Origin of the sequence: Streptomyces sp. NPDC006314 (assembly GCF_040613075.1) — a bacterium.
Taxonomy (GTDB): Bacteria; Actinomycetota; Actinomycetes; order Streptomycetales; family Streptomycetaceae; genus Streptomyces.
Map to the genome: position 1 here is coordinate 92,891 of NZ_JBEXRL010000006.1, position 18,075 is coordinate 110,965.

The 18,075-nt window shown below is 73.1% G+C and carries 14 protein-coding genes; 9 read left to right on the forward strand and 5 right to left on the reverse strand.

Annotation, left to right across the window (positions count from 1 at the left end; genetic code table 11):
• Positions 1-381 precede the first annotated feature (381 nt).
• Complete coding sequence (locus ABZ079_RS12920) at positions 382-1,551, forward strand: lactate 2-monooxygenase (RefSeq protein ID WP_356939468.1); 1,170 nt, start codon at positions 382-384, stop codon at positions 1,549-1,551.
• Between the two features lie 49 nt (positions 1,552-1,600).
• Here ABZ079_RS12920 and ABZ079_RS12925 read toward each other — a convergent pair whose 3' ends face one another.
• The 3 genes from ABZ079_RS12925 to ABZ079_RS12935 all read right to left on the reverse strand — a co-directional run bounded on the left by ABZ079_RS12925 (position 1,601) and on the right by ABZ079_RS12935 (position 4,490).
• On the reverse strand, positions 1,601-3,343 hold the full coding sequence (locus tag ABZ079_RS12925) for an RICIN domain-containing protein (protein WP_356939469.1): 1,743 nt from the start codon (positions 3,341-3,343) through the stop codon (positions 1,601-1,603).
• 526 nt (positions 3,344-3,869) lie between these two features.
• Entirely contained in the window at positions 3,870-4,247 is a 378-nt protein-coding gene (locus ABZ079_RS12930) for a toxin Doc (RefSeq protein ID WP_356939470.1), read from the reverse strand.
• A gap of 3 nt (positions 4,248-4,250) precedes the next feature.
• Positions 4,251-4,490, reverse strand: coding sequence for a hypothetical protein (locus ABZ079_RS12935; RefSeq protein ID WP_356939471.1), 240 nt, complete (start codon positions 4,488-4,490; stop codon positions 4,251-4,253).
• Between the two features lie 174 nt (positions 4,491-4,664).
• On the opposite strand from ABZ079_RS12935, the gene ABZ079_RS12940 reads away from it, so the two are divergent.
• Both ABZ079_RS12940 and ABZ079_RS12945 read left to right on the forward strand, forming a co-directional pair.
• Positions 4,665-5,174 carry a methylated-DNA--[protein]-cysteine S-methyltransferase gene (locus ABZ079_RS12940; RefSeq protein WP_356939472.1) on the forward strand — a complete coding sequence of 170 codons (510 nt, stop codon included), beginning with the start codon at positions 4,665-4,667 and terminating at the stop codon, positions 5,172-5,174.
• A gap of 20 nt (positions 5,175-5,194) precedes the next feature.
• Entirely contained in the window at positions 5,195-5,917 is a 723-nt protein-coding gene (locus ABZ079_RS12945; protein ID WP_356939473.1) for a 2OG-Fe(II) oxygenase, read from the forward strand.
• 202 nt (positions 5,918-6,119) lie between these two features.
• Here ABZ079_RS12945 and ABZ079_RS12950 read toward each other — a convergent pair whose 3' ends face one another.
• Positions 6,120-9,215 carry a glycoside hydrolase family 2 TIM barrel-domain containing protein gene (locus ABZ079_RS12950; protein ID WP_356939474.1) on the reverse strand — a complete coding sequence of 1,032 codons (3,096 nt, stop codon included), beginning with the start codon at positions 9,213-9,215 and terminating at the stop codon, positions 6,120-6,122.
• Positions 9,216-9,478: 263 nt separating this feature from the next.
• On the opposite strand from ABZ079_RS12950, the gene ABZ079_RS12955 reads away from it, so the two are divergent.
• Positions 9,479-11,863: a SpoIIE family protein phosphatase gene (locus tag ABZ079_RS12955; RefSeq protein ID WP_356939475.1), complete on the forward strand. Its 2,385-nt coding sequence runs from the start codon at positions 9,479-9,481 to the stop codon at positions 11,861-11,863.
• A 45-nt stretch (positions 11,864-11,908) separates the two neighbouring features.
• Here ABZ079_RS12955 and ABZ079_RS12960 read toward each other — a convergent pair whose 3' ends face one another.
• Positions 11,909-12,457, reverse strand: coding sequence for an RNA polymerase sigma factor (locus ABZ079_RS12960; RefSeq protein ID WP_356939476.1), 549 nt, complete (start codon positions 12,455-12,457; stop codon positions 11,909-11,911).
• Positions 12,458-12,503: 46 nt separating this feature from the next.
• Between ABZ079_RS12960 and ABZ079_RS12965 the strand changes: the two genes are divergently transcribed.
• The 5 genes from ABZ079_RS12965 (at position 12,504) to ABZ079_RS12985 (ending at position 18,075) form a co-directional block, all read left to right on the forward strand.
• Positions 12,504-13,898 carry a serine/threonine-protein kinase gene (locus ABZ079_RS12965; protein WP_356939477.1) on the forward strand — a complete coding sequence of 465 codons (1,395 nt, stop codon included), beginning with the start codon at positions 12,504-12,506 and terminating at the stop codon, positions 13,896-13,898.
• Between the two features lie 153 nt (positions 13,899-14,051).
• On the forward strand, positions 14,052-14,741 hold the full coding sequence (locus ABZ079_RS12970; RefSeq protein ID WP_356939478.1) for a DUF4232 domain-containing protein: 690 nt from the start codon (positions 14,052-14,054) through the stop codon (positions 14,739-14,741).
• Positions 14,742-14,979: 238 nt separating this feature from the next.
• On the forward strand, positions 14,980-16,221 hold the full coding sequence (locus tag ABZ079_RS12975) for a hypothetical protein (protein ID WP_356939479.1): 1,242 nt from the start codon (positions 14,980-14,982) through the stop codon (positions 16,219-16,221).
• Between the two features lie 64 nt (positions 16,222-16,285).
• On the forward strand, positions 16,286-17,539 hold the full coding sequence (locus ABZ079_RS12980) for an arsenic transporter (RefSeq protein ID WP_356939750.1): 1,254 nt from the start codon (positions 16,286-16,288) through the stop codon (positions 17,537-17,539).
• A gap of 44 nt (positions 17,540-17,583) precedes the next feature.
• Positions 17,584-18,075, forward strand: coding sequence for a universal stress protein (locus ABZ079_RS12985; RefSeq protein WP_356939480.1), 492 nt, complete (start codon positions 17,584-17,586; stop codon positions 18,073-18,075).

An 18,075-nucleotide genomic window follows, 5' to 3' on the forward strand; every position in this document is an offset into this window, starting at 1 on the left:
TGCCGCGACCCTGGAACTGAGCGGTTCTCTAGTTTCCCCGGTGGCCGGATGGCTGAAAATCAGCGCTTCGTTAATCGTCCTGAAACATTCCGGTGACGACCGCCTCAACCCCCTTCATGACTCCTCGTGTTCATGAAGTGATCACCATGACCGGGAGCTGCAACCTGCCATCGCGCCGGGGGTGTTGGCACACCGGTGCACTGGATATCCCGTATGACCCACTTCGTACCGGTGGCGGGCGCGTCCGGACCGTCACCGACGGCACCCCGAAACTGGTCCGCATCCTGGACGAGGCGGCCACCCGCGACTGAACCCGCCGCCTACCCGCCAGTATCGTCGGCGCTGCGACGCGTGCTCAGCGACGAGAGGCGGGAGGGGCGGATGGCGAAGCACTGGGCGGACTTCCAGTACGAGATCTATCTGAACGGGATGACGGGCAGCGTGCCCCGGCTCCCGACCGATCCGACCCGGCTGGAGGAGCTGGCGGAACACCGGCTCGGCCCCGGCCCGGTGGGCTATGTGGCGGGCAGCGCGGGCGACGGCAGCACCGCCCGCGCCAACCGGGCGGCCCTCGCCCGGCGCCGGATCGTGCCGCGGATGCTGCGGGACGTACAGGAGCGGGACCTGTCGACCAAGGTGCTCGGACGTCCCTTGCCGGCGCCGCTGGCCCTGGCACCCGTCGGGGTGCTGTCGATCATGCATCCGGACGCCGAGTCCGCCGCCGCCCGGGCCGCCGCCGCTCAGGGCGTGCCGTACATCCTGTCCTCGGCGTCGAGCACGCCACTGGAGGAGGTCGCGGAGGCGATGGGGGACGCCGAGCGGTGGTTCCAGCTGTACTGGGGCAAGGACCGTGAGGTGACCCGGAGTTTTCTCGGCCGGGCGCGGGCGTCCGGGTTCTCGGTGCTGGTCGTCACACTGGACACCCCCCTGCTGTCCTGGCGGCCACGCGATCTGGACCAGGCGTATCTGCCGTTCCTGCGCGGGGTGGGCACCGCCAACTACTTCACCGACCCCGCCTTCCGGGCGGGCCTCGCCAAGCCCGTGCACGAGGATCCGAACGCGGCGGTGCTGCACTTCCTCGGCCTGTTCGGGGACCCGGGCCACACCTGGCCGGACCTGGCGTTCCTGCGGGAGCACTGGGACGGGCCGATCGTCCTGAAGGGCGTCCTGCACCCGGACGACGGGCGGCTCGCCGCGGACGCCGGCATGGACGGCGTGGTGGTGTCCAACCACGGCGGCCGGCAGGTGGCCGGCTCGGTCGCGGCGGCCGACGCGCTGCCCCGGGTCGCGGACGCGGTCGGCGACCGGCTGACGGTGCTGTTCGACAGCGGGGTGCGCACCGGCGACGACGTGTTCAAGGCCCTGGCCCTCGGCGCGCGGGCGGTGCTGCTGGGGCGGCCCTACGTCTACGGGCTCGGCCTGGACGGGCAGGCGGGCGTGGAGCACGTCATCCGCTGCGTGCTCGCGGAGTTGGACCTGACCCTCGCTCTCTCGGGGCACACCGGCCCGGGGACGGTCACGGCGGCCGACCTCGTCGAGGACCCCGTCTGAGCCTGCCGTGACCGGGGCCGGGCCGCCCTGCCCCGGACACGGCAGCGTGTCACGTGTCCTTCTCGGACGGTTCCGCCGGCTGCGCGGACGGCCCGTCCGTACCGGTGATCGACAGCGAACCGGGGCTCGCCGTGGGCGAGTCGGTCAGCCAGCGCTGACCGGCGGAGCGGTCCCGGACCTTGACCACGAGGTCACCGCCGGGTTCCTCACCGGCGGCGGTGAGGGCGAGGGTCCGGTCCCAGTGGGGCAGCAACTCGCCTTGCGCCGTGAGGTCGTAGCGCACGTCGTCGGCCCGTTTCGACGCGGTGTCGGAGCAGGTGCCGAGGATCACCACGCCGGCGTCGGCGTGCGAGTCCAGGCAGAGACCCGAGTCGGCCGCGCTGCGCAGCAGACCGTGGTCTTCGTACGTCCACTGCTGGGTGGCCGCCGAGGAGCAGGCGGCGAGGACCGCGCTCGTACCGGCCCTGGGCCCGCCGTCGATGTCCAGGCACAGGTCGGCGGCGGCGTTGCGCAGCCGGGTGGGCCGGCCGGCGGCGGGCAGGCCGGCGGTGCCGGGCGTGGTGGCGGAGGCCGGCGGGGTGTGGGTGCCGGCGGTGGCGCTGGTGGAGGCGACCGGGTCGGTGCCGGATCCGCCGTCCGGCCACACGCTGACCGCGAGGACGGTCGCCAGCAGCCCGGCCGAGGCCACGCCGACTGCGGTGAGCAGGGCACTGGAGGACCAGGCGGTGCCGGGCGCTCGGCGCATCGGCAGGGGGATGCGGGCGAGCGGCCCGGGTTCGCCGGTTCGGTGCCGCCGGCCGCGGGACGCCGAGACGCGCGCCTGCGGCCCGGGTTCCCCGGCGCCGGGCCGCCGGGCGCCGGGCAGGGCGGCGCGGGCGAGCAGGCCCGGTTTTCCGCCGCCGCGCCGGCGTCCGCCGGAGCGCCGGGAGCCGCCGCGGCCGCGGGCGGGGCCCGGCCGGTGGCGGCCGGGGCGCGAGTCGAGGTAGCGGCGGGCACCCCAGCCGAGGACGGCTTCGGCGAGCAGTACGCCCAAGGCGGCTTCGGAATGGCCGAGTTGCTCGGCCGCGTGCCGGCAGTAGGCGCAGGCGGCCAAGTGCTCCTGGACGTCGGGCAGCAGGGTGCCACCGCGGCGGCTCGGGACGTCGAGCAGGCGGTTGTAGTAGCGGCAGTCCTTACCGGGTGCGAGTTCCCGGTGGACGCGCACCAGGCCTTCCCGGAATTCCTCGCGAGCCTGTTCGAGTGCGGCCGCCGCGCTCTCGGTGTCCATGCCGAGCAGTTCGGCGGGGATGTTTATCGGTTCCGCCTCGACCTCGGTATGCCACAGCAGCGCCTGCTCCGGTCGTGGAAGGCCGTGGAACGAGCGGTCGGAGAGGGCGCGGTTTTCCGGTATCAGCGTCTGCGCGGTCCGCATCCCGCGCCCCCCGGCGGGCTTTACGAGTCCGGGCAGCACGGCGGTGATCCGGTCCGTGCCCGACCAGTTGACGACCGTGTCCCGGACGGCCACGAGCAGGCGGGGCCGGAGCGCCTCGCCGGGTTCGCCGAGGGCGAGCCGGCCGAGGACCTGGTGGAAGGCGGTGGCGGTGACCATGTGGGCGAGGGGCCCCGACGCGGCCAGGCAGATGACCGCGTAGTCCTGCGCCGGCTGCCAGTGCCGGGCCATCAGGAGGGCGGCGGACCGGGCGGCCTCCGCGTCGGAGCCGGCGCGCAGTGGGCCGGCGAGGGACTCGTCGGATTCCCCCGGGTCTGCGCCGGGCGGCGGATAGGGGGGACGAGGTGGGTGGGGGGTGACCACTGAAAGGATTCCTTTGGTGCGTGGTACGTAGGTGCGTATCTCTGGAGCGCGCGGGGAGCGGGAATTCACCGGCACCCGGCCGGTCCGGTTCCGCAACTGCCGAAAGAAGCCCGGACTTTCCCCCCGCACGGGCGTTTCAACCCTTGCACAACTTCCACACGAGCAACAAGACACCCGTACAACATCGGCTCGTTCGAAAGAAGGCCGGAAATAGGCCCGCGCGCCTGGTCGGCTGCCGTGGCTTTCGGCTTTTCCACCCCGTGTGAAAGCGAGCGCACGCATCGGCGGGCCGCGTGGGCTCCTGGGGCGTGGGCCCCGGGAGTGGAGTGTTCCGGGCCTGTCGGAAGGCCCCGCGCAGGACGGCGGCTCTGCTGCGCGCGACCGGCCGCCGGCCATGTTCCTCCCGCCCTCGGCCGGCGGCCCCGGCGGCTTCCTCCCCCGGCCGGGGAGCGCAACCGCGGGAAAGGGCCCGGTCGGCCGGACGGTTCGGGTCCGGCACGAGCGGCAGCGCTCGTGCCGGACGGGTTCAGATCTGCCAGGAACGGAGCCGGTCGGCCGCGCCGTACACGTCGGTCTTGCCGGAGATCAGGTCGCGGGCGAGGTCGACGAGGGCGCCGTAGGGCGGGTCGATGCCGACGCCGCTGACGAACATGTAGGCCACGGCCGTCGCGCAGGCGAAGCGGGCGTTGGCCGCGGGCAGCGGCTTGAGCACGGCGAGCGTGTGCAGCAGGGCGGCGGCGCGCCAGGCGGGGTCGGAGTCCACGCCGAGCCGGGGCGGGTCCACGCGGTGCCGGGCGACGGCGGCGACCAGCGCGGAGAAGTCGTCCACGGCGGGCTGGTCGGGCAGGACCTCCTCGTGCCGCTGGAGCAGCCACGGGACGTCGATATGGATGAGAGAGGGCATCGCTCAGGCGGCCTCGCCCCTGGCGGGGGGCTCGTCGTCGGGAAAGGCCTCCGCGAACTCCTCGGCGTGGGCGGAGAAGAAGCGCCGGAAGGTCTCGGCGCCCTCCTGCAGGGCCCGGTGCCGCGCGATGTCGGCGGCAGCCGCCTCACGGACGAGGGCCTTCATCGACGTACCGCGCTCCTTGGCGATCTGCCGCAGGTCCTCTAGTTCCCGTTCGCTGAACTCCACGTTGAGAGCTGGCATGCCCCTCACGGTACCGCGCTGGTACTCAAGCGTAAATACCCGCAGGTCAGACCGTGTCCCTCACGGTACCTTCCGTGCCCGAGAGTCATGTCCGTTTTCCGCCGGTCCCACGGCGTGCGGCGCAGCAGACTCGACAGCACCGGAAACGGCACGGAGGCACGAGAGGAAGCACCGATGAACACGCGCACCGTCCACACCGTCCACCCGAGCCCGCTGGGCGACCTGCTGCTGACCGGCGCGGTCTCATCCGCCGGCCCCACCCTCTCGGCGCTGTACCTGCCGGGGCAGCGCGGCGCGCCCGCCGTCCGCCCGGAGGACCGCGACGACGGGCCGTTCACCGAGGCCCATCGTCAGCTGGACGCCTACTTCGCGGGCCGCCCGACCCGCTTCGACCTGCCGCTCGCCGCCACCGGAAGCCCGTTCCAGCAGGCGGTGTGGCAGGCCCTGGACGAGATCCCGTACGGCACGACGTCCACGTACGGCGAGCTGGCGGCCCGGCTCGGCGTGCCCCGGTCCGAGATCCGCGCGGTGGGCCGGGCCCTCGGCGCCAACCCGCTCCTCCTGGTCCGCCCCTGCCACCGGGTGATCGGCGCGGACGGCTCGATGCGCGGGTACGCGGGCGGTGTCGAGCGCAAGGTGTGGCTGCTCACGCACGAGGGCGCGTTGCAGCCGGCCCTGATCTGAATCCCGTACAAGGAGTGACCATGACCCTCACCCCGGCCGAGGCCCGCCGCCGGACCGCCCGCACCGACTGGGCCGTCGTCGCGGCCGAGCTGGACGAGCACGGCAGCGCGCCCACGGACCGGCTGCTCACACCCGCCGAGTGCGCCGGTCTGGCCGCCCTGTACGACCGGCCGGAGCTGTTCCGGACGACGGTCGATCTCGCCCGGCACCGGTTCGGCTCCGGCGAGTACCGCTACTTCACCCACGATCTGCCCGCCCCGGTGGCCGCGCTGCGTGCCGCGCTCTACCCCCGTCTGCTGCCGATCGCCCGGGACTGGGCGGCGCGTCTGGGCCGCCCGGCCCCCTGGCCCGACTCCCTCGGCGAGTGGCTGGAGCGGTGCCATGCCGCCGGCCAGGACCGGTCGGCGCAGATCCTGCTGCGTTACGGCCCGGGCGACTGGAACGCCCTGCACCGGGACGTGTTCGGGGAGCTGGTCTTCCCGCTCCAGGTGGTGGTCGCCCTGGATGAGTACGGCACCGACTACACCGGCGGTGAGTTCCTGATGGTGGAGCAGCGGCCACGCGCCCAGTCCCGGGGCACGGCGACCGCCCTCAGGCAGGGGCACGGACTGGTGTTCACGACCCGGGACCACCCCGTGCGCACCCGCCGCGGTTGGTCGGCCGGGGCGATGCGGCACGGGGTGAGTACCGTACGGTCCGGGCGGCGGCGGACCCTTGGTCTGGTGTTCCACGACGCCGCCTGACCGAGCCGTCCGGTCGGCGGCTGCCCCCGGTCGGCGACGAAGGACGCCATCCAGGCGAGGGCCGCGTTCCGGTTGATCGCGGTCTCGTTGGTGGACCAGGACTGGATGTCGTCGAGGTAGCAGAACTGGCCCGTGCGGCCCTTCAGCCTGCTCTGTGCATAGGCAGGGGTCCCGGATGCTCGAGTTGGCACTTCCGCCCCCCTCAGACATCGAGCCGGCTGATGCGTACCGCTCCCCTCGCCTCGCCCGGGTAGGCGCTCGTCAGTGTCAGCCGCAGTCGCGAGCCGCGTACCGCGTCGAAGGTGATCACGGTCGGGCTGTCCGACGCGGTGGCCCACTCCGCCTTCGCGCCGGTGACCGGCACATACGCCCGCCCGTCCCACACGGCGACCTCGGCCTGCGCGGGCAGCGAGTGCGTGGCGTCGACGGTGAAGGAGACCGCCACCCGGTCGACGGTCCGGGATCGCCCGAAGTCGACCGACACCCAGTCCTTCGCACGGGCCCCGTTGAAGGCCGGCAGCAGTGCCGTGGCGGACTTGGCGAAGGCATTGGACCAGCCGGTCGCCGGATCGCCGTCGAGCATGGCGGCGGGCAGGGTGTCCGGGCGGCCGGAGTAACCGGCGTCCGCACGCGGGTAGTCCGGCGGAGCCGGATGGTCGGGTGTGAAGCCGGCGGCGGGGGTGGTGGCGGTCGAGCGGGCCGGTGTCGTGCGCACCCGCACGGAGCCCGTACGCAGGCCGTCCACCGTGGCCGCGACCTTCAGTACGCCCGGCTCGGCCCCGGACCGGACGATCGCCAGGGCCTTGCCGTGGAAGGCGGTCCGGGTGCTCGCCTGGTAGCGCTCGGCGCTCTCCTCACGGCCGTTGTCGACGCCGGCCAGGCGGCCACCGGTCACCTGGAAGGCGATGAGGTGCTCGGCGCCGGGCACGACCACGCCATGCGTGTCGACGATCTCCGCGGTCACGAAGACCAGGGAACGCCCGTCGGCGGCGAGGGACATGTGGTCGGCGGTCAGGCGCACGGCGTGCGGGGCACCTGCCGTCCGCAGCACGTCGGTGGCGACCACCTTGCCGTCCCGCCGGGCCACCGCCTTCAACTCCCCCGGCCGGTAGGGCACTTTCCACGTCAGGTGCAGCTTGCCCGCGCTGCCGTTGGGGCTGGTGTAACTGCCCGGGTAGGGGCCGTCGGTGAAGGTCTTGTCGTCGCCGGTGGCCTCGGTGGTCTCCAGATAGGTCCGGCCGTCGGTGGTCTTCTTGACGTCGAACTCCCGCACCCCCAGCGACGTTCCGTTGAGGAACAGCTCGACCGAGGGCACGTTGGCGTACGCCCAGACCTCGACCGTGTCGCCCTCCTCGTGGTTCCAGGTCATCGGCAGCAGATGGACCATGGGCTCGGTCGTCCACTGGCTCTTGAAGAGGTGGTACATGTCCTTCGGGAAGCCGGCCGTGTCCACGGCGCCGAAGAAGGACGCCTTGACCGGGAAGACGTCGTACGGGGTGGGCTCGCCGATGTAGTCGATGCCGGACCACAGGAACTGGCCCGCGAACCACTTCCGGTCCCGGTCCTTCTTGTGGCCGTACTCGCCGCTCATCGTCCAGGAGGCGAGGTTGTTGTCGTAGGAGGAGACCTCCCGTCTGCCGGGCGTGTGGTTCTCACCCGTGTTCAGGTGCTCCGGCTCCTGGTACGTGCCCCGGGTCGAGGTCTCCGAGGAGGACTCGGACTCGAAGAGGAACAGGTGCGGGTACCTGGCGTGCAGGGCGTCGACCGACTTGGCGGTGTTGTAGTTCAGGCCGAGGCCGTCGAGCTTGGCGAGCATGCGGTCGGCCGCGGAACCCGTGGCGGGCACGCCGTGGTACTTGTTCGAGCCGATGACGACCGGCCGGGTGCCGTCGGCGGCCTTGATCGCGCCGATGATCCGGTCGGCCATGGCGAGCCCGGCCGTGGACGTGGAGTCGGGGATCTCGTTGCCGATGGACCACAGGACCACCGCGGGCGAGTTGCGGGCGGCGAGCACCATCTCGGTGGCGTCCTTCTCGCACCACTCGTCGAAGAACCGGCCGTAGTCGTACCGGGTCTTGCCGGTCCTCCAGCAGTCGAAGGCCTCCACCATCATCACGATGCCCAGTTCCTCGCAGACCTGGATCATCTGCGGCGAGGGCGGGTTGTGCGAGGTGCGGAAGGCGTTGACGCCCATCGACTTCATGATCCGCATCTGCCGGCGGACGGCGTCGATGCTGATCGCGGCGCCGAGGGCGCCCTGGTCATGGTGGAGGTCGACGCCCTTGATCTTGGCGTGGGTGCCGTTGAGGGAGAAGCCCTCGTCGGGGTCGAAAAGGTAGGTGCGGATGCCGAACGTCGTGCGGTAGGTGTCGGTGGTGCGGCCGGCGACGCGCAGCTCGGTGTGCAGGGTGTAGCGGTGCGCGGGGGTCGTGAAGTCCCAGAGGCGTGGCTGGTGGACGGTCAGTTCGTGGGTCTCGGCGGCCTCGCCGGAGACGGCGACCGTGGTGGACGTGCGGGCGGCCGTGCGTCCGTCGGGGCCGGTGATCCGGGAGACCACCTGGACGTCGGTGCCGCTGCCGGACTCGTTCCGCACCAGGGTCCGCACCCGGACGAGGGCACGGCCGGCAAAGACCTCGGGGGTGGTGACGTGCGTGCCCCAGCGGGCCACGTGCACCGGCTCGGTGATCACCAGGCGGGCCTCACGGTAGACGCCGCTGCCGGAGTACCAGCGGCTGCTCGGCAGCTGGTTCTGGACCTTGACCGCGAGCACGTTCGGGGTGGTGCCGTCGGTGTGTACCAGGTCGGTCAGGTCGAGGGCGAAGCCGGTGTAGCCGTAGGGGTGGCGCCCCACTTCCGTGCCGTTGCAGTAGACGTACGAGTCCATGTAGACGCCGTCGAACTCCACCGAGATCCGCTTGCCGGCGTACCCGGGCGGGAGGGTGAAGGCGAGCCGGTACCAGCCGAGGCCGCCCGGGAAGAAGCCGGTGCCGCTGGTGGTGCCGTGGTCGGTCGTCGGGGTCTGCTCGATGCTCCAGTCGTGCGGGACCGCGATCTCGCGCCAGGCCGAGTCGTCGTAGGCGGGGTGGGCGGCTTCGGCGGAGATGCCGGTCGGGTCGGTGATGCCACCGGCGTTGACCAGCGCGAACCGCCAGCCGTCACGCAGGGGCACGGTGTGGCGTCCCCGGGCACCGGAGGACCCGGCGGCGAGGGCGGCCGGAGCAGCCGGAATGCCCAGGAGCGCTCCGGTCGCGGGCGCCGCCGTGGCTGCGACCAGAACCGATCTGCGCGTGACCGTCATGGCGGCTCTCCTCATCGGGGCCCAGAAGTACTCACAACTGATCGTGAGCAAACAGATTCTGACGGCCTGCCACACACGATCGTCAAGGGTCCGGACCTCTGCGGCTGCCCCGGCCGGCACATCGGCCGGATTTCACCCCTGGCCTCGTTCGGCCTACCGGCCAGGTGGCCGGGGGCGCGGTTCACGGGAGGGCGGGAAGCACTACGCTGGAACAGAAGTGGTGCCACCTGTTCACTGTGAGTGTGCGCTTGGGAGCGGCGACGATGAGCCGGGTCTATCCGTTCGACGAGGCGGCGACGGCCCGGGCTGTCATCGATGGCGACGGAACACTGGTGGAGTGGAACGAGGGCGCACGGCGCCTGCTCGGCCACCCCGCGGACGTCGTCGTGGGCCGCCCCGCGGCCGAGTTGCTGGCCGGGGGCCGTGTCCACGCCGCGCCCTCGGGTGCCCGCTGGGAGGGGACGGTCGGATTGCGCCACCGGGACGGCCGTACCGTCTCGGTGTGGCTGCTCGCCCATCGCCTGCCGCCGCACGGCGAGCACCAGGGCGACTGGCTCGTGGTCACCCCGCTGACGGCCGCGGGGCCGGCCGCCGCGGACGATCCGCTCGCCGAGGCGGGCCTGGTCCAGTCGCCGTGCGCGGTCGCCGTGTACGACGAGGAGCTGCGGCTGCGCCGGATGAACGACGCGATGGCCTCCGTCATCGGTCTGCCGGAGGAGCGTGTCCGGGGGCTGCGGCCCTCGGAGATCGGCGGCCGGCCGCAGGGCGAGGAGCTGGAACAGGGCATGCTCCGGGTGCTGGCCTCGGGCTCCCCTCTGGACGTGCCGATCCTCCTGTGCGGCGGGGGTGAGGACCGGGCACCCGCCTGGCTCGCCCGGATGGCACCGGTCAGGGACCCGGAGGGCCGGGTGCGGGGCGTGTGCCTGGCCGCGCACGACATCAGCGACAACCACTGGGCCCGCCAGCGGCTGCAGCTGGTCAACGAGGCGAGTGTCCGCATCGGCACCACTCTGGACGTCACGCGTACGGCGCAGGAACTGGCGGACATGTGCGTGCCGGTACTGGCCGACTTCGTCACCATCGATCTGCTGGACCCCGAGGAGTACGGCGGTGAACCCCCCGCACGCGTCACGGCGCCGGTCACCCTGCGCCGGGCGGCCCACTGGTCGGTCCTCGGCGGGGTACCGGAGGCGGTGACGAAGCCCGGGCAGACCGAGCGGTACCCGGCCGGCTCCCCGCAGGCCGACTCGCTCACGGCGGGCCGCACGATGATCACCTCGACGGCCGAGGGCGACATGACCCCGTGGCAGACCTGGAACAGCCTGCGCGACGAACGGGTGCGCACCTTCGGTATCCACTCCACCATGTCGGTGCCCATCCGGGCCCGTGGACTCACCCTGGGCGTGGCGGTCTTCACCCGGCACCGGCGCCCGGACGGGTACACCGCGGACGACAGACTGCTGGCCGAGGAGATCACCACGCGCGCCGCCGTCTGCATCGACAACGCCCGCCGCTACTCGCGTGAGCGCGAGACCGCCCTCGCCCTCCAGCGCAGCCTGCTGCCCCGCAACCTTCCGCGCACGGCCGCGCTGGAGGCGTCGTCCCGGTATCTGCCGGCCGCGCGGGCCGGGGTGGGCGGGGACTGGTTCGACGTGATCCCGCTGTCCGGGATGCGGGTCGCGATGGTCGTCGGGGACGTCGTCGGGCACGGCATCCAGGCCTCGGCCACCATGGGCCGGCTGCGCACCGCCGTACGCACCCTCGCCGACATCGACCTGGCCCCGGACGAGCTGCTCACCCATCTGGACGACCTGGTCCTGCGGCTGTCGGACGAGTCCGGCGGCGACGACGGCAGCCCCGGCGAGGTCGGTGCGACCTGCCTGTACGCCGTCTACGACCCGGTGTCGCGGCGCTGCACGCTGGCCCGCGCCGGGCATCCGCCGCCCGTGCTGATGCGGCCGGACGGGCGGCCGCAGGTGCTGGACCTGCCCGCCGGTCCCCCGCTGGGCCTCGGCGGGCTGCCGTTCGAGTCCGCCGAGGTGGACCTGCCCGAGGGCACCGTCGTCGCCCTGTACACGGACGGCCTGGTGTTGTCCCGGGACCGGGACGGGGATGCCGGCCGTGAGCTGCTGTACCAGGCGCTCGGGGCGTACACGGGCTCCCTGGACGAGACCTGCGACCGTGTCCTGCACGCCCTGCTGCCCCATGGCGGCGCCGCCGACGACGTGGCGCTGCTGCTCGCCCGCACCCAGGGCCTGCCCGCCTCACAGGTGGCGACCTGGGACATCCCCGCCGACCCGGCGCTGGTCGCGCCCATCCGCAAGCAGGTCGTGGAGCAGCTGGACGCCTGGGGGCTGAGCGAGGCCGCGTTCACGGCGGAGCTGGTGGTCAGCGAACTGGTCACCAACGCCATCCGGTACGGCTCCCGTCCGATCCGGCTGCGGCTGATCCATGACGCTTCCACGCTGATCTGCGAGGTCTCCGACACCAGCCACACCGCCCCGCACCTGCGCCGGGCGAAGATCTTCGACGAGGGCGGCCGGGGGCTGCTGCTGGTCGCCCAGCTCACCCAGCGGTGGGGCAGCCGGCACACCCCGGAGGGCAAGACGATCTGGGCGGAGCTGCCCCTGTACGAGGAGGACATGTAGTCCCACGACGGGGACCCGCGGGCCTGCGAGGCGGATCTGCAGGCCTCAGGAGGCCGTCAGCCAGGGCCGGACCTGCTTGCGGGCCTCGTGCAGCCGGGACTTGAGGGTGCCGAGAGGGATGCCGACGCGCTCGGCCACCTCGGCGTAGTCCAGCTGGCAGATGTCCCGGTAGACCAGCGGCGCCACCAGGTGCGGATGCTCCCGCTCCAAGCGGTCCAGTGCCTCCATGAGGTCCACCCGGGAGCCGGCGATGACGCTGGTGGTGCGCGGGTCGACGGCGTGGGAGGGCTCGATGGCGGCGGGCTGTTCGGCGGCCCGCCGTTTCAGCTCGCGGTACTTCTGCCGGCAGCAGTTGGCGACCACCGTGTACAGCCAGGTGCCGAAGCGGCTTCGGCCCTCGAAGGCGCAGATGTGCCGGGCCACCTGGAGCAGCACGTCCTGGGCGGCCTCCTCGGCGTCCTCCCGGCAGGGCAGGAAGCGGGCGCAACGGCGCACGACCTCCGGCCGGATCTCGGTCAGCAGCCGCTCCAGGGCCGCGCTGTCGCCGGCGGCGGCATGCCGGGCGAGGTCTTCCATCGGCGCCTGGTCCTGCACGGAAGGCCCCCCTCCAAGTCGATCTCAGGGCAGGCATGATAGTCGTATGCACTCCCTGGAGCGGATCGGCCGCTACCGTCTCGAACGGCCGTTGGGCACCGGCGCCTTCGCCACGGTGTGGCTCGCCCACGACCCGGAGCTCCAGGCCCCGGTCGCGGTGAAGGTCCTCGCCGAGAACTGGGCGCACCGGCTCGACATCAGGGAGCGCTTCCTGTCCGAGGCCCGGCTGCTGCGCCGGGCCGGTTCGGGCCGGGTGGTGCAGGTCTACGACATCGGTGAACTCCCCGACGGCAGGCCGTACTTCGTGATGGAGTACGCCGACGGCGGCACCCTCGCCGACCTGCTGGCCGCCGGGCCGCTGCCGGTGCCCGACGCGCTGGCGCTGACGGCCGAGGCCGCGCGTGGCGCCGCCGCGCTGCACGAGGCGGGCATCGTGCACCGCGACATCAAGCCGACCAACGTCCTGCTGCACACCGCCCCGGACGGCACCCGGCGGGTACTGCTGGCCGACCTGGGGCTGGCGAAGAGCCTGGCGCAGGCCTCCGTGCTGACCCTGGCGGCGGGCTCGGCGGGCTACCAGCCGCCGGAGCAGGCCGAGCCGGGGGAGGGCATCGACGAGCGGGCCGACGTCTACAGCCTCGGCGCGGTCGGCTACGAACTGGTCACCGGGACGGTACCGGGTCCGCCGGGGAGGGTCGTACCGCCCGGGCGGCTGCGGCCGGACCTCGGCGAGGACGTGGACCGGGCGCTGGTGCGCGCGCTGGAACCGGACCGGGCGCGGCGCTGGCCCGGCGCACAGGCGTTCGCGCACGAGCTGGACCGGCTGGCGGCCGGGCCGCCGGCGGTGCGGTCCGCGCGGCGGCTGGACGGTGTGCGCGGCCGGCTCAGCACCGTGACGCTGGTGCTCGCCGCGGTCCTCACGGCCACGGCCGCCGCGGTGACGGTGACCATCGTGACCCAACGCCACGACGGCACGCCGGACGAGGTGCGGGTCACCGACACCACCGGCCGGGTGGCCCTCCAGGTGCCCGCCGACTGGGGCCGTGAGCTGCGCGGCTCCGGCTGGGACCCGCATGCGCTCGGGCTGAAGGCGGGGCACGAGCCGGGCCTGGTGGTGGGCGACGACCTGGCGCGCTGGCCCGATCTGACGGCCGGCGTGAACGGCGTGTTCGTCGGAGTCAGCGAGCACGGCGACATCACCGCGAGGATCAAGGCCCTCGCCCACTCCGGCTGCCGCTACTCCGGCAGCCGTACCTTCGCCGACGCCGACTGGCACGGGCTGGTCCGCGCCTGGAGCGGCTGCCCGGACGGCGGCTCGGTCACGGAGACCGCACTGTCCCCGGTGGGCGGCGCCGTGCGACCGCAGGTGTACGTTCAGGTGCGCCAGCGGGGCGCAGGCGACGCCACCGACGGCATACTCCGTTCGCTGCGGGTGTCGTGAACGGCGCGGTCCGCGGGTCAAGAGGGGGAAAAGAACCCATGCATGCCCCGAACTTTTCCGGCGTTCGGCGCATCGGAGTGTCATGACGGCGCACCCGGCGCCGTAGGCACGCGGTCCGTCGCGTGCCCCGAAGATTCAGGAGTGTTGAGCGACATGGTGTACACCCCCCGGTCCGCGCGGCACGGCGCCCTGCTCGTAGGCACGGTCGCCGTGCTGGGCCTCCTGACCGCCTGCGGCGACGGCCAGGACGTCCACAGCAACCCGCCGATGACGGTGTCCGGTACGGCCGCGCCCGCGCCGGACACCTCGAAGAGCCCGGCATCCGCCACGTCCGCCGAGGCCTCCGCCGCCACCGGCGCCGCCTCGTCCTCCGCCCGGCAGGCGACGGCGTCCTCGGGCCGCGGGACGACCCCGGCCGCCGCGAGTTCCCGGTGCCACACCTCCGAGCTGCGCGCCGCCGTGGGCCGCAACGACCCGGGAGCCGGTCAGGAGAACTTCCCCGTCGTCTTCACCAACAAGTCCGCCCGCACCTGCACCCTGCGCGGCTACCCGGGCGCGGCCTTCGTGAACGGCTCCGGCACCCAGCTGGGCGCCGACCCCAAGCGGCGGCCGGGCTCGCCGGTGCCTGTCACGCTCAAGCCCGGGCACAGTGCCTGGGCCGGGCTGACCTTCTCCAACCCGGGGGTCAGCGGCGCCAAGTCGGCCACGCCGGCCGCGCTGCTGGTCACCCCGCCGGACGAGCGCGACCACTTGAAGGTCACGTGGTCGGGCGGACCGGTGCCCGTGTCCGGGAACTCCTCGTCCGTCTTCCTGACGGTGCTCAGCCCCGGAACCGGCCCCTGACCCACCGGACACCGCCGGGCCTCTGACCCACCGGCCCCGCACCCACCGCACACCGCCCGAGAACCCCGCTGTCCCGCCCCCACGGCAGCGGGGTTCGCCATGACCACGCCACAAGTGTCACAGAACGGCAACAGGCGCCGACAGCCGCGATCTTTCCTCCGGCACCCGTCATCGAACCCGTCGACCGCACAGCGAGCAGGCCCCGCACCGGGGCCGCGACGAGGAAATCGGGGAGACGATGAGCGGGATTTCACGCAGGCGGATGCTGACGGCGGGCACGGCGGCGGGCGCCCTGGGCGCGCTGGCCGCCTGCTCCTCCGGCACCGGCCTCAAGGTCGGCGGACCGGACCCGGCGGAGGGCACGGGCACCGCGCAGGCCCGGCCGGCCAAGCCGATCGGTGACGGCTCCACCGCCGACACCGGCGCCCAGCCGCACCAGCCGAAGCCGGTCCGGCTCCGGCCGGGGCAGAAGCCCCCGCAGTTCGTGGTGTTCTCCTGGGACGGCGCGGGCGAGCTGAGCAACGGGCTCTTCTCCCGGTTCCGCAAGGTGGCCGCCGGCCACGACGCGAAGATGACCTTCTTCCTCAGCGGCATCTACACGCTGCCCGAGTCCAAGAAGCACCTGTACCGCCCGCCGCAGCACCCGGCCGGCGCGTCCCAGATCGGCTACCTCGCCGACCGGCACATCCACGCCACGCTCCAGCAGGTGCGCGCGGCCTGGCTGGAGGGCCATGAGATCGGCACCCACTTCAACGGGCACTTCTGCGGCGCGACCGGCGTCCGCAACTGGTCCCCCGCCGAGTGGCGCAGCGAGATCGAGCAGGCGGTCGGCTTCGTCACCAAGTGGAAGACCAACACCGGCTTCACCGACCTCGAACCGCTCCCCTTCGACTACCGCAAGGAGCTGATCGGCGGCCGCACCCCCTGCCTGGAAGGGCAGGCCAACCTGCTGCCCACGGCCGCCGCGCTCGGCTGGAAGTACGACGCCAGCTCCCCCGGCGGCCTGCAGATCTGGCCGGGCAAGGTGCGGGGCGGCCGGATCTGGGACTTCCCGCTGCAGTCCATACCGTTCTCCGGCCACTCCTTCCAAGTGCTCTCGATGGACTACAACCTGATGTTCAACCAGTCGGGCGGGAACCCGCGCGGCGACCGCGCGCGGTACGACGCCTGGCGTGCGCAGGCCCGGGACACCTATCTGGCCGGGTTCCGGCGCGCCTATGAGAGCAACCGCGCCCCCTTCTTCATCGGCAACCACTTCGAGCGCTGGAACGGCGGCATCTACATGGACGCCGTCGAGGAGGCGTTCGGGAAGATGGCCGCGTACGACGACGTGCGGTTCGTGTCCTTCAAGCAGCTCGTGGCCTGGCTGGAGGCACAGGACCCGGCGGTGCTGCGGAAGCTGCGCACGCTCGCACCCGGGCAGTCGCCGGTGGGTGGATGGGACGAGTTCCTGGGCGCGGCGGGCACCCGGTCGTCGTAACGCGTTCCACCTCGTCTGTTTTCATGGGCGGGCACCCTGGTGATCGATCCCGGAAGGACCCGCCCTGAACACCCCGCTCGCCGAGGCCCTGTCCGCCGTGCTCCTCGTCGCCGTGCTCGCCTGGGCCGTCGTGCGGCCCTTCGGCCGGCCGGAGGCGGTCATGGCCGTCCCCGCCGCCGGGATCGTGGTCGCCACCGGCGCGATCCCGCTCGACCACGCCCGTGCCGAGGCGGAACGGCTGGGGCCGGTCGTCGGGTTCCTGGCGGCCGTGCTGGTGCTCGCCCACTTCTGTGACGTGGAGGGGCTGTTCCAGACCTGTGGGGCGTGGATGGCCCGCTGGGCGGCGGGGCGCCCGGTGCGGCTGCTGACCGCGGTCTTCGCGCTGGCGTCGGCCATCACCGCCGTGCTGAGCCTGGACGCCACGATCGTGCTGCTCACCCCGGTGGTGTTCGCCACGGCCGCGCGGACGGGTGTACGGCCCAAGCCGCACGTGTACGCGTGCACCCACCTGTCCAACACCGCGTCGCTGCTGCTGCCGGTGTCCAATCTGACGAACCTGCTCGCGTTCGCGGCGAGCGGGCTGAGCTTCACCCGGTTCGCGGCGCTGATGGCGCTGCCGTGGCTGGTGGCGATCGGCGCCGAGTACGTGGTGTTCCGGCGGTTCTTCGCCCGTGACCTCGCGGCTGCGGCCCCGGCGGGCGAGGACACCGGCGAGGCACCCCGCCTGCCCGTGTTCGCGCTGGTGACCGTCGCCTGCACGCTGGCCGGGTTCCTCGTGGCGTCGGCGTTCGGCGTGGCGCCCTCCTGGGTGGCCGCGGCTGGCGCGCTGGTACTGGCCGGGCGGGCGCTGCTGCGGCGGAGGGCCACCCCGCTGACCGTCGTACGGGCGGCGGCCCCGGCCTTTCTCGCGTTCGTGCTGGCGCTGGGCATCGTGGTACGGGCGGTCGTCGACAACGGGCTCGCCGACGCGCTCTCCCACATCCTGCCGGGCGGCACCGGGCTGCCCGCGCTGCTCGGGATCGCCGCGCTGGCCGCCGTCCTCGCGAACCTCATCAACAACCTGCCCGCGGTCCTGGTGCTGCTCCCACTGGCCGCACCGGCCGGGCCGGGCGCGGTTCTCGCGGTGCTGCTCGGGGTGAACATCGGCCCCAACCTGACCTACGCCGGGTCGCTGGCGACGCTGCTGTGGCGGCGGATCGTGCACCAGCACCAGCACGGGGTGGACCTCAGGGAGTTCACCCAGCTCGGTCTGATCGCCGTGCCGTCCTCCCTCGCCGTCGCGGTGGTGGCACTGTGGGGGTCGCTGCAGGTTCTCTGAGGGCTCCGCGAGGGCTCTTTCACGGGCCGAGGGAGGCCGTCCGGATGCGTGTGATCGCCTGGCTCGTCGAGGGCACCTGGCCCGCGTGCGTGGACGCCGTGCGCAGGCATGCGCCGGACGACTGCGAGGTGGTGCTGCTGCATGTGAGCGGTCTCGATGTGCCGGGCGTGGCGCACGGCGCGTTCGCGGGGCTGCTCGGGCGCGGGCATCCGGAGCGTGACCCGGGTGACCTGCTTGAGGCGCTGGGCGGGAGTGCGGCGGCCGAACTGCTGGACGCTGCGGCGGAGCGGCTCGGCCGGCCCTGTGTGCGCGAGGAGCGGACGGGCCGGGTCGAGCGGGAGGTGGTGGCGGCCGCCGAGGCGGCCGATCTGCTGGTGCTGGCCCGGGACGGGGACCGGTCCCGGCTCGGACCGCACAGTCTCGGCCCGGCCGTCCGGTTCGCCGTCGACCACGCGCCCTGCCCGGTGCTGCTGGTGTGGCCGGAACCGGCCCCGGGGCTGGGGACGATCCCGCCTCCGCCGCCGCACCACCGCTGA